This is a genomic window from Butyrivibrio sp. MC2013, from assembly GCF_000424585.1.
Classification (GTDB): Bacteria; Bacillota; Clostridia; order Lachnospirales; family Lachnospiraceae; genus Butyrivibrio.
In genome coordinates this window covers 355,594-367,571 of the sequence record NZ_KE384211.1, presented here as the reverse complement: position 1 = coordinate 367,571, position 11,978 = coordinate 355,594, and the positions used below count along the sequence as shown (strand labels likewise).

Here is an 11,978-nt window from a genome sequence, read left to right as displayed (position 1 = left end):
GTAAAAAGTATCTTGCATATGAAGTGGACAGGAAGGAAATCTAAGAAATATGGATCATTTTTATTTTATCAGGCACGGGGAGACCGTGTGGAACGTGGAAAATAAGATCTGCGGAGCCACAGATATAGAGCTTACGCAAAGAGGTCATGAGCAGGCAATAGAGACCGGCAGGAAAATATTGGAAGAGGGCATCACTGCGGATATCATATTGACATCACCCCTTGTAAGGGCCAAGGAAACAGCCAGGCATATCTCAGAGATAACAGGGATACCCATGGAAGTAGAGCCAAGGCTTATAGAACAGAATTTTGGCAGATATGAGTCTACACCTAGAAATGGTGACGAGTTTCATGAAGCCAAAAAGGATATGGCAAGCAGATTTGGAACAGGCGAATCTATGCTGCATCTGGCTCAGAGAATATATAATCTTCTGGATGATATAAAGGCGGGAAACAGAGAGGTCATCCTGGTGGCACATAACGGGATCACAAGGATGGTGGAATCCTACTTCAGAGAAATGACTAATGAGGAGTTTTCATCCTGCGGAATTAAAAACTGCGAGATCAAAAGATATGATTATACAGACAGGGGATAAGATAAATAGTCTTTGACTCCTTTACTTTTTAAACTGCAAAAAGGTACAATAGGTGGAGATTAGCTTGCGGTTTATGGGCTGAAAGATAGTAAGTGGCTAGTAGATTTCGAAGATAAAAATTGCGATAAGATGCAGCCCAAGATACAGTTGTAAATACGGAGGTAATGATGAGGATTTTTGTGACCAATGATGACGGAATAGAAGCTAAGGGGATCATCCTGCTGGCCAAGACAGCTATGGAATTTGGCGAAGTTACTGTAGTAGCTCCCAGAGAGCAGTGCAGCGCTATGTCCCATCATATTACTCTTAGAGATAAGATGCATATAGAGAAGGTGGACTTCCCTGTGGAAGGTGTCAAGGCCTATGCCATGGATGCCACACCGGCTGACTGCGTCAGAGCATCCTTTCTTGGCCTTATGGATAAGGATGAGCTTCCGGACATAGTCTTTTCGGGCATTAACAGAGGAGCCAATTGCGGTTTTGATATTCTCTATTCTGCAACTGTGGGAGCAGCTATGGAAGCTGTATTATATAATATACCTGCCATATGCTTTTCCCAGAATTTTTTCCCTGATGATCCGGATTACCATGAAGAGGTAATGGAGGCTCATATCAGGGATATTATGGCTGAGCTGATCACCAAAAAGCTTCCTGATGGCACTATATTCAATGTCAATTTCCCTTCCTGCAGTATAGAAGATTATAAGGGAGTAAAATATGACAGAGTCCCTGCAAGGACCGCCTTTTGGGATGATAACTATGATATAGGTCATAAAATCGCCTGCGCATGGTCCTCATCAGATGCCATGGTGCCTTATGGCAAAAAGGAGCTGAGGCTCACACCTATACCTGTTACGAAGGCGGCTGAGGGCACAGATATAAGGGCTATCCTGGACGGATATATATCTGTAGGCACCCTGAAGAATTTTGTATTATAAGACTTTGGTGTCGATAAAATTAGAGCGTTTTGTTATTATGAGGTAGGTGTCAAAAGTTCCTTTTGACACCTTATGACTAACGGATTGTTCCGTTTCTTCGAAACTCTCACAATCCTAAAACATTCGCAATTCCGCACTACGTGCTACTTTGCTCATGTTTTGCGGGTCATAAATTCATATTCGATTTCGAGCAAGCTCGAATCGAAATGACTTTTGACCCTTACGTCATATTATCTAGAATATAAAGGAAAGTACGGTGTTTTATTATGGGCAGGATAATTGGAGATTACCACGTTCATTCCGAGCATTCGGGAGACAGTCAGGCTCCGATGTCGGAGATGATCGCAGCTGCGAAAGAAAGGGGGCTGACGCAGCTGTGCTTTACAGAGCACATGGATATGGATTATCCAAGTCACGGCAGCCAGGAGGGCAATATTTTCTATCTGGATACCCAGCAGTATTATGACGATTGTATGGAGGCAAAGGCCTTAGCGAAAGGATCTGTGGATGTGCGATTTGGAGTAGAGGTGGGTATGCAGCCTCATATATCCGGCAGGAACAGCGATTATATTGACTCCTGGCCCTTTGACTTTGTAATAGCGTCTAATCATCTGTGCAACAAGAAGGATCCCTATTATCCCGAGTTCTATGAAGGAAGGTCCAAGAAGGAAGCTGTCAGGGAGTTTTTTGAGTGCACCTATGAGAATATCAGGCTCTTCAAAAACTATGATGTACTTGGACACTTGGACTATATTGTAAGATATATACCTGAGCCCTTTGAGTATAAGTGGAAGGACTATGCGGATGTGACAGACAGGATCCTGAGACTCCTTGCAGAAGAGGGCAAGGGCCTGGATGTGAACTGCAAGAGCATCTTTGGCGGAAATTCAAATGAGCCCAATCCTTGTCTGGGACTCTTGAAACGCTTCAGATCCATGGGCGGCGAGATCATAACATTTGGCTCGGATGCTCATGTGCCTGAGGGGGTAGCAGGAGGCTTTGATAAGGGCAGGGACGTAGCCCTGCGTGCAGGCTTTACCAAATACTGCACTTTCAAGGACAGGCGCCCCAGCTTTCATGATCTGTAATTTCATAAAAAATATTTAGAAGCAGACAAAATAATATATTCTATAAAAGTAAAATAGGTTTTATACTTAAAATATATAAAATAATCAAGATAACCCACCACCTTTAGGTGGTGGGAATATCTTGATTACGGGTGCGGGGTTATAAGCCCCGTACCCGTAGAACTGCGTCAGCAGTGATTTTATAACGAGCAAAAAGCGAAGCGTTTGCGAGTTTAACTATATTTTGTGTAATATAAGTCATGATCTGCGCATGGCTTGCGCATTATGTGTCTTGAAAAGGGGGGCTCTATGAAAATCTATAATGTTACAGATCCTGAATTTAAAAAATACGGAAGAGTGGTTGAAGGCGTAAAGGTAACAGATATCCTGAAGGTACTGGATGAGGATACTCCATGCCCTGAAGATAGCGTTGCATATCTGGCAGAGGAGCCAAAGCTTCAGTGCCTGGAAGAAAGCAAGGTCCTGGCTGATTCCCTGTACGGCGGCACGCCTGTACAGTTTGGCTGGTGTAATGGACATAATACCAGGATGAACTGCCTTGAGTATCATAGGAGCAGCGAGTTTAACTTGGGGACTGAGGATTTTATCCTGCTCCTGGCAGGTGAATGGGAATTGGATGATGATTATAAGCTGGATTCATCCCTGGTCAAAGCCTTTCTGGTGCCCAAGGGAGTACTGGTTGAGGTATTTGCTACCAGCCTTCATTATGCACCCTGTCAGGGACATAAGGACAAGGGCTTTAAGGTGCTCATAGCCCTGCCTCAGACTACCAATCAGGGTATTGTCATTCCTAAGGCAGGCAGTAAGGAAGATAAGCTCCTCTTTGCAAGAAATAAATGGCTCATAGCTCATAGCGATGCTCCTGAAGCCGGTGATGGTGCTTACGTTGGAATAAGCGGAGAAAACATTGATGTTACTCCTTATATATAAAATAATCAAGATAACCCACCACCTTTAGGTGGTGGGAATATCTTGATTACGGGTGCGGGGTTATAAGCCCCGTACCCGTAGAACTGCGTCAGCAGTGATTTTATAACGAGCAAAAAGCGAAGCGTTTGCGAGTTTAACAATTATGGATAACTTTATTGACGTATTAGTAAAAGATGTGACCGGCGAAAATGAGGGAAGGCGTGTTTCTTACATGATAAGATTCAACGCCCTTCTCATGTGCTTTTATTTTATGTGCTGGATGTCTGTATTTACCTTTTACAGAATGTCTGTAGCTATAATCATCAGCGCTATGGCGCTGGTCGCCAATATGGTCGCTGTGGAGATGACATACCAGAAGCGAAACGGTCCTGCCAGGATCGTATTCGCTGCTGTTTTATGCGCATGGATGGCTTACTTTGTTGCCTGGTGGGGCTGGGAGTGCGGCGTACAGCATTTTGTCTTTGTGCTGATCACGCTTGCATTTGCAGGTACCTATGTCAGCGATTTTGGCAAGATCCTCCTGAGTATAGGCGTCTTTATCCTCAGAATGCTGCTCTACATCTGGCACATGAGCCATGAGCCCGTTGAGCATCTGGCCAGGACGGTCTCTATCATATTTCAGATGATCAATATCATCACTATCTTTGTGTCTATTGTGATCATCCTCTTTCTCTTTACTCACGACAAGATGGAGACTGAGGCCAAGCTTGCCAGGTACAATGCCAAGCTTATGGACCAGGCAGGTCACGATCATCTGACCAGGCTCCCCAACAGGACCAAGGCTCTGGCATATCTGAGCGAGATGATCCTGGGCGGGGAGATCACAAGGGGCGTATCTGTAGCTATTGGTGATATTGATTATTTCAAAAAGATCAATGACACTTACGGACATGATGCAGGAGACGCAGTCCTAAGATTTTTGGCTTCTACCTTTAGCTCCTTTATGAAAGACCACGGCATGGCTGTGAGATGGGGCGGCGAAGAATTCCTCTTTATCTTCAAAAACGAAAACCTGGATGATGCCGCTTATCTGCTGAATAAACTGCTGGATAAGATCCGCTTCTCACATATAGAGTGGAATGACCTGGACCTGCAGGTGACCATGACCTTTGGTGTCACTGACATGGAAATTCCCATGGACGCGGATCTCACACCCCAGGCAGTGCAGGCAAGCATAGACGAAGCTATCACCTTTGCTGACAAAAAGCTCTACATGGGCAAGGCAAAGGGGAGGAATATGATAATCATGTGAGTCATTTTGTTACGTCCCCATTGACTCACCCGTTGACTTTTGGGCGAGCTTGGTTATAATAAGATTCAAACGCAGTGATCGAAACAATTAGCAGTCATGAGCGGGCGACAGAGAGCAGCCGGTTGGTGAGAGGCGCATGCAGCGTATGACTTGTGAATACCTTCGTGAGCGGAATCCCTGAACATATTGTCAGTAGGGGGTTACGGAGTCCGACCGTTATAGCGGAAGGGTATAGATAGTAATATTGTACCCGCTGAGGCATGCAGTGTGAGCTGCGTGTGAATGAAGGTGGTAACACGATTTATTCGTCCTTCGTGATCAAATGGGTCACGAAGGACTTTTTTGTCGGAAATCCTTCGTGAGAGCAGCTAAAATGGAGGTGGATTATGGACATTTACGAAGAACTCAAACGCAGAGGCCTGATAGCTCAGGTCACAGATGAAGATCAGATCAAAGATCTGATCAATTCAGGTAAGGCAACATTCTATATTGGATTTGACTGTACCGCAGATTCTCTTACAGCAGGACATTTCATGGCCCTGACACTGATGAAGAGATTGCAGATGGCAGGCAATAAGCCCATCGCCCTCATCGGCGGAGGCACCACTATGATCGGTGATCCCACAGGTAGGACCGATATGCGTAAGATGCTGACCAGGGAAGATATTGATCATAACGCAGAGTGCTTTAAGAGACAGATGGAGAAGTTCATTGATTTCTCTGATGGCAAGGCTATGATGGTCAATAATGCAGACTGGCTGATGAACCTCAATTACATTGAACTCCTCAGAGAGGTAGGCGCATGCTTCTCAGTTAATAACATGCTCCGTGCTGAGTGCTACAAGCAGCGTATGGAAAAGGGTCTGTCCTTCCTGGAATTCAACTACATGATCATGCAGTCTTATGATTTCTATTACATGTTCCAGAAATACGATTGCAACCTTGAGTTTGGCGGTGATGATCAGTGGAGCAATATGCTGGGCGGTACAGAGCTGATCAGAAGAAAGCTGGGTAAGGACGCTCACGCTATGACAATCACTCTGCTCACAGACTCTCAGGGCAAGAAGATGGGTAAGACAGCAGGTAACGCTGTATGGCTGGATCCCAAGAAGACATCACCTTACGATTTCTACCAGTACTGGAGAAATGTGGGCGATGATGATGTGGACAAGTGCCTGCGCATGCTGACATTTATTCCCATTGATGAGATCGATGAGATGGCAAAATGGGATGATTCCAGGATCAATGAAAAGAAGGAGATCCTGGCATTTGAGCTTACCAGTCTGGTACACGGCGAGGAAGAAGCAAAGAAGGCTCAGGAAGGCGCCAAGGCTCTCTTTGCAGGCGGCAGCTCAGATATCAGTACAGTTCCTGCTTCTCCTCTTAAGGAAGAAGACTTCAGAGACGGCAAGGTGGATATCCTTCAGGTTCTGGTTTCATCAGGTCTGTGCGCAACCAGAAGCGAAGCCAGGAGAAATGTACAGCAGGGCGGCGTAACAGTTGCTGATGAGAAGGTTACAGATATTGCTGCAGCCTATGACAAGGATTTCTTCTCAGGTGACGGCGTGATGGTGAGGCGCGGTAAGAAGGCGTTTAAGAGAGTGACCTTCTAAGCCTTTATATGTCAAAGACATGTGCCGGATCGCTTTGATATCAGAGCTTAATAAGGGGATTTGAAAGCACTTTAGGCACTTACCTTTAGTAGAAATACTAATGGTAGGTGCCTGTTTTGCAGTTAAAGAAAAAAGCAGTTTATATCATATAAACTTATGGTTGATATATTTGAGCCGGAATCTGCTGTACAATGTATATCAGAAACAATTGTAGCTGTTTGTTATAAGAAAGGGCTGCGTATATGGGAAACAGTATAGGAGTGAGAATCTGCCATTACAGACAAGCTATGAAACTGACTCAGGAGGAGCTGGCTTCCAGAATAGGTGTGACTGCTCAGGCTGTGAGCAAATGGGAGCGGGACAATGGGCTGCCAGATCTGGGCGTATTTGCAGGTATCGCATCTGTGCTGGGAGTAAGCGCAGATACCTTGCTGGGGATAGAAGACTCTATTGCTGAAAACAGCGACCTCAAGGAGGCTACAGCCAGCCTCATTGCAGAGCCTATGACTATAGAGTTTGGAGCTGATGTCATTCCTCTCTTTATAGAGGGGCTAAAGACAGAATATATAGCTGATAAGAGAAAGGCTCTGGCAAGTGAAACAGGTATGCTGATGCCCCTGCTGCACCTTCGGGATAATACGGATCTGGCAGATGATGCATATCAGGTGCTGATATATGGCAAGGTGAGAGAAAGGGGCTCTTCAACTACAGATAGCTTTGAAGATATCATAGATAAGGCTGCTAACTGTTGCAGGGATAATTACGCAGACGTACTCAATAAGCAGCTGGTAAAGATCATGGTGGATAACATCAAGGCTCAGTATCCCGGAGTAGCAGATGACCTGATACCTGAGAAGATATCATATCTGACCTTGGAGCGAAGCCTTCAGGAGAGGATAAGGAGAGGAGAATCTATCAAAGACCTGATACACATAATTGAGGAAATAGAGGAAAGTATATAAACCCGTCCAAAAACCGGAATGGCGAGCTAGCTGTTCCGGTTTTTTGATACTAAGAAGCTAAATTAATTATTGACATTTAATATTAGGTGTACTATAACTGTACTAGGACAACTAATACACTACATACATGAACGTATGCTGGTGATCACTCAAAAAGGAGGGGATGGATGTGCTGGTAAATATTGATTATCACGACAGCAGACCTATCTATGAGCAGATATCCGAAGGCTTCAAGAAGTTGATCCTATCAGGAGTGCTAACAGCTGACGAGCAGATGCCTTCTGTGAGAAGCCTGGCCATGGAACTGTCCACTAATCCCAATACGGTCCAGAAGGCTTTTGGTGAGCTGGAACGTGAGGGTTTTATCTATAGCATCAAGGGCAGGGGCAGCTTTGTAAAGGCTGACTCCGGCAGAGTGGATATCAGAAAGACCAGGATCCTGGAGGCTATCGATGCTCTGATAAGAGAGGCTGAGGAGATAGGGATCACAAGAGAGACTATATTAAACAGTTTAAGAGAGAGCGGGGTGACAGACAAATGATAGAGATCAAAGACCTGAGTAAAACCTTCTACTCTGAAGAAAAAGGACAGGAGACAAAAGCTTTGACAGATCTGACTCTTGATATCAAGGAGCATCAGATCTTCGGACTTATAGGAACCAACGGTGCCGGCAAGTCCACACTTATGAGGATCATGGCAGGCGTATTGCTTCAGGATAAGGGCAGTATGATCATAGATAATCAAAAGGTATTTAATAATCCTGATATAAAAAAGGATATATTCTTTGTGCCTGATGAATTGTATTTCCTGCCTGATTCCACACCTATGGATATGGCATGCTATTATAAACTCTTTTATCCCTCTTTTGACAAGGAGAGATGCGAGAAGCTCCTGGACGACTTTGGCTTTGACAAGACCAAGAAGATCGGAGGCTTTTCCAAGGGTATGAAGAGGCAGACGGCGCTGATCCTTGGAATATGTGCAGGAAGCAGATACCTTTTTCTGGATGAGACCTTTGATGGACTGGATCCTGTGGTTAGACAGGCTGTGAAGAGCATATTTGCAGGCGAGATACAGTCCAGAGATTTCACCCCGGTCATGACATCCCACAACCTGAGAGAGCTGGAGGATATCAGTGACCATGTAGGCCTTCTTCATAAGGGAGGCGTGCTCTTGTCAGAGGATATAGAGGATATGAAGCTGGAGCTGCAGAAGGTCCAGTGTGTATTCACTAATGAATCAGATGAGCAGATGATCCCTCAGATGCCGGGACTTATCAGCTACGAGAAGAGAGGCAGAGTATATACCATCACCCTAAGGGGCAAAAGAGAGGACGTGATGCAGCTGTTCAGGTCCTATGAGACTATCTTCTTTGAAATGCTGCCGTTGACTTTGGAGGAAATATTTATCAGTGAGACAAAGGGGGCCGGATATGATGTCAAAAAGCTTATTATCGAATAATACTATGTGTAGTAAAAGTATTGCAAAAGCAGATCTCTTTGGGATCAGATTATGGCAAAGCGTCCTTTGCAGCCTGATCTTTATCATATATTTTGCGGGAACAGCATTTATTATCATGCTGAATAGTCACTGGAGTGCCAGCTCTTATGCAGGGCAGAGGCAGATGACCCTGGATTCTCTTAGAGAGATAATCGGCTATAGCGGTATGACCGCTTTTATTACTGCTGTACTGGCTGTTTTTCTTGCCATTGCAGGATTTATATGGATCTACAATAAGCCTGCTTCAGATTTTTACCTGTCCAGGCCCATGGATAGAAAGAACATATTTTTTCGTATATATTTTGAAGGTATCGAGATATATGTATTTGCATATTTTCTTGGACTGATATTTGACTATATCATTATCGCTTCCATGGGTTATCTTACAGGAATGCTTTTGGCAGAGAGCTTACTGGCATTTGTATCTAATATCCTGTTCTTTGTGGCAGTTTATTCCCTTTCTATACTGGCGCTGGTACTGTGCGCCAATATTATCATGGGTGTGATGGGAATTGGATGCTTTTTGTTTGGCGAGATAGTGATCCATTTACTGAGACTTGCTTTTATCAGTATGTACCGTCCTACATACAGCGATTACAAGCCTGTATCTGATTTTGCTCTCAGATTTACTCCTGTATTTTTGGAATTGGAGAGATTTACCTATGAGAGCTTTAAGAGTATCTCCAGGCTGATAAGTTATCAGTACAGATATGACATAGCGCTTCTTGTTATGATAGCTCTTTTTACTACACTTGCTTATCTTGCATTTGAAAAGAGGCATTTCGATTTTTCAGCCAGATCCATTGTCTTTCCCCGTATCAGAACTCTGGTAAAGATATGTGTATCTGTGCTTGCTTCTGTAGTATTCGTGCTTGTTATATTGGAGATACTCGAAGCTGAGTATACAGGACATGAGATACCGATACTTATAGTAACTGTACTACTGGTATCAGTATTTACTTCAATGTTTATGGAAGCTCTTATGTCCTTTAACATAAGAGCAGCAGCGCTAAGGAAGACTGATATCATTATCATCACAGCGATCACCATGTTCCTCTACCTGGGTACACGTATGGACATCTTTGGATACAATACCTATATTCCAAAAGCTTCAGATGTGGAATATGCTGCAATGTATCAGTACAATGACCTGGATTATTATAAGAATAACAGTGATATCAGAGCTCTTGATTATGTCGAAGAGAACATGAGGATCACTGACATTGATGCCATTAATGAGCTTGCACGATCAGCTGTTGATAATCTTAAAGATAAGAGCATTTATTATCAGGGCTATATGACCTTTATCAAATGGCATCTGAAAAATGGCAAGGATGTATACAGGGAGTACTCCATACCTTATGATGTAGACCCTGCAAAGATGGATGCTGTAACAGGGAGCCTGGAATTTAAGAGCGGATATTTCCCCTGGTATCATGATGATAATGAGATGGATCCCTTCTCATTGAGCTACGTGAGTCTAAATGGTGAAGCTGACAGTAAGATCACATCTGCTGATTTTGATGAGTTTATAGAAGCTTATAAGAAAGACCAGGAGAAATTCTGTTACTCATATTGCCTGGATAACAGGACCGTAGGAATGGTGACTGTAGCGTCAAATGTGGAAGCCACAGCTGAAGAGATAGAGCAGGATCCTGAAATGGCCAAAAAAGGAAAGGTGATAAACAGGTCATACACAGTATATGATGGCTATGATAATACAATTAATTATTTACAAAAGATAAATTCATGGGTGAGCCCCGATGTCACCATGGATATCATAGACAATATCACCTATAGCATAAATGACGGGGACTATATGGATCTGGATCCTGCTCATTATGAAGATATTATTCCTCTGTTTAACAGTAACAGGTACAGCTTATATGAAAAAACATGGCATCGCTATGATGTGTATACAAACTGGGATGAAGAGGAAACAGAGGATATAGCCTATTTTGAGATCGGACTAAAGGATTATATGGTCACCGAATATGGCGAGACCAGTAAGACTCTCTACCTGGACGTTCCTGTGGATGAGCTGCCCTTTGCACTTAGGTGAAATTTGACGCCTTCAGGAGGGGATATTATCATGCCTCCTGCTTGCATGGCTGGGCGATTAGGTGAAATATGACGCCTTCAGTGGGATATTATCATGCCTCCTGCTTACATGGCTGGGCGCTCCGGCGAGCCCTATACGAGGATCATATCGTGCTAAGGCACTCATGATCCTCAGGTCTCTCCTCCGCAGCCATGAAATCGCAGGAAGTCATAATAAATATCCCTTCCTGAAGGCTGTCTATTGCGCGAATCGAATAGAGCCGCCTTGCGGCGGAAAGAATAGTGACTAAATCAGCGGTCATATGCCTGCGCCAGGGCATATGATCGTTTTTTTTATTGACGAGATAGATGTTGTATCTAACATATTCGCTGCGATCGTAAGTCCCGGACAAATCCGAGTTTTTGGATATATGTGGTATAATGATATCCAGGGTCATAATACAAAGTATTATCAAGCTTGCTTGAATAATACTTTGTATTAATGACCCGCCAAACATGAGCAAAGGAGCATATATTGTGGTTTTGCGAATGTTTGGAGAATTGCGAGAGTTGCGGAGCAACGAAGCAATTCGTATATCATTATTAGTGTTTGGCCTGGGAGCTAATTAAACATGAGCAAAGGAGCACAAAGTGCGGAATGCATGGATGCATTTCGACATGTCCAGAAGTGCAGGGAGGCACTTCTATGTCGTAATTATGCGAATGTTTGGAGAATTGCGAGAGTTGCGGAGCAACGAAGCAATTCGTATATCATTATTAGTGTTTGACCTGGGAGCTAATCAAACATGACCAAAGGAGCACAAAGTGCGGAATGCATGGATGCATTTCGACATGTCCAGAAGTGCAGGATAGCAGCGCTGCTGCAGAAAGTTATTTTCCGCAGTGAGCATTCAGTTCAAATGGTAGTTTTACTTATTCTTCATACGAAGCCTTTTAGCGCCCGCGAGAAAGCTGTCTGAGCAGGGCGAAGGAAATGTCTATATTCAATGGTCATTGGGGGCGATAGCACCCAATAAATGAAAGTATCTATCCAGCTCTT

Annotated in this window: 10 protein-coding genes and 1 other annotated feature; all 10 genes read left to right on the top strand. The window is 43.9% G+C overall.

Going from position 1 to position 11,978, the window contains the following annotated elements; genetic code table 11:
* Nucleotides 1-49 precede the first annotated feature (49 nt).
* The gene (locus tag G636_RS0116005) at nucleotides 50-595 is read left to right on the top strand and encodes a histidine phosphatase family protein (protein ID WP_026508881.1); all 546 of its coding nucleotides are present in this window, start codon (nucleotides 50-52) and stop codon (nucleotides 593-595) included.
* Between the two features lie 167 nt (nucleotides 596-762).
* Nucleotides 763-1,533 (top strand): 5'/3'-nucleotidase SurE, encoded by a 771-nt coding sequence (gene surE / locus G636_RS0116000; RefSeq protein WP_026508880.1) that lies wholly within the window; start codon nucleotides 763-765, stop codon nucleotides 1,531-1,533.
* A gap of 266 nt (nucleotides 1,534-1,799) precedes the next feature.
* Nucleotides 1,800-2,621 carry a histidinol-phosphatase HisJ family protein gene (locus tag G636_RS0115995; RefSeq protein ID WP_051227086.1) on the top strand — a complete coding sequence of 274 codons (822 nt, stop codon included), beginning with the start codon at nucleotides 1,800-1,802 and terminating at the stop codon, nucleotides 2,619-2,621.
* Nucleotides 2,622-2,909: 288 nt separating this feature from the next.
* Nucleotides 2,910-3,551, top strand: coding sequence for a DUF4867 family protein (locus tag G636_RS0115990; RefSeq protein WP_026508878.1), 642 nt, complete (start codon nucleotides 2,910-2,912; stop codon nucleotides 3,549-3,551).
* Nucleotides 3,552-3,693: 142 nt separating this feature from the next.
* Complete coding sequence (locus tag G636_RS0115985) at nucleotides 3,694-4,803, top strand: GGDEF domain-containing protein (protein WP_026508877.1); 1,110 nt, start codon at nucleotides 3,694-3,696, stop codon at nucleotides 4,801-4,803.
* Between the two features lie 65 nt (nucleotides 4,804-4,868).
* Nucleotides 4,869-5,119, top strand: a binding site (T-box leader).
* Nucleotides 5,120-5,189: 70 nt separating this feature from the next.
* Nucleotides 5,190-6,416, top strand: a complete 1,227-nt coding sequence (gene tyrS, locus G636_RS0115980; protein WP_026508876.1) for a tyrosine--tRNA ligase — start codon at nucleotides 5,190-5,192, stop codon at nucleotides 6,414-6,416.
* A gap of 242 nt (nucleotides 6,417-6,658) precedes the next feature.
* Nucleotides 6,659-7,378, top strand: coding sequence for an FHIPEP family type III secretion protein (locus tag G636_RS19805; RefSeq protein ID WP_051227085.1), 720 nt, complete (start codon nucleotides 6,659-6,661; stop codon nucleotides 7,376-7,378).
* Nucleotides 7,379-7,541: 163 nt separating this feature from the next.
* Nucleotides 7,542-7,919: a GntR family transcriptional regulator gene (locus tag G636_RS0115970; protein ID WP_026508875.1), complete on the top strand. Its 378-nt coding sequence runs from the start codon at nucleotides 7,542-7,544 to the stop codon at nucleotides 7,917-7,919.
* On the top strand, nucleotides 7,916-8,839 hold the full coding sequence (locus tag G636_RS0115965; RefSeq protein WP_026508874.1) for an ABC transporter ATP-binding protein: 924 nt from the start codon (nucleotides 7,916-7,918) through the stop codon (nucleotides 8,837-8,839). The genes G636_RS0115970 and G636_RS0115965 overlap by 4 nt, the downstream gene beginning before the upstream one ends.
* A 4-nt stretch (nucleotides 8,840-8,843) precedes the next feature.
* Nucleotides 8,844-10,940, top strand: a complete 2,097-nt coding sequence (locus G636_RS0115960) for a DUF6449 domain-containing protein (protein WP_196803127.1) — start codon at nucleotides 8,844-8,846, stop codon at nucleotides 10,938-10,940.
* Nucleotides 10,941-11,978 lie beyond the last annotated feature (1,038 nt).

Coding starts and splice junctions, on each gene's coding strand:
- tyrS (WP_026508876.1), top strand. CDS start 5,190: ATGGACATTTACGAAGAACTCAAACGCAGAGGCCTGATAGCTCAGGTC.
- G636_RS0115965 (WP_026508874.1), top strand. CDS start 7,916: ATGATAGAGATCAAAGACCTGAGTAAAACCTTCTACTCTGAAGAAAAA.
- G636_RS0115990 (WP_026508878.1), top strand. CDS start 2,910: ATGAAAATCTATAATGTTACAGATCCTGAATTTAAAAAATACGGAAGA.
- G636_RS0115985 (WP_026508877.1), top strand. CDS start 3,694: ATGGATAACTTTATTGACGTATTAGTAAAAGATGTGACCGGCGAAAAT.
- G636_RS0115960 (WP_196803127.1), top strand. CDS start 8,844: ATGTGTAGTAAAAGTATTGCAAAAGCAGATCTCTTTGGGATCAGATTA.
- G636_RS0116005 (WP_026508881.1), top strand. CDS start 50: ATGGATCATTTTTATTTTATCAGGCACGGGGAGACCGTGTGGAACGTG.
- G636_RS19805 (WP_051227085.1), top strand. CDS start 6,659: ATGGGAAACAGTATAGGAGTGAGAATCTGCCATTACAGACAAGCTATG.
- G636_RS0115970 (WP_026508875.1), top strand. CDS start 7,542: ATGGATGTGCTGGTAAATATTGATTATCACGACAGCAGACCTATCTAT.
- G636_RS0115995 (WP_051227086.1), top strand. CDS start 1,800: ATGGGCAGGATAATTGGAGATTACCACGTTCATTCCGAGCATTCGGGA.
- surE (WP_026508880.1), top strand. CDS start 763: ATGAGGATTTTTGTGACCAATGATGACGGAATAGAAGCTAAGGGGATC.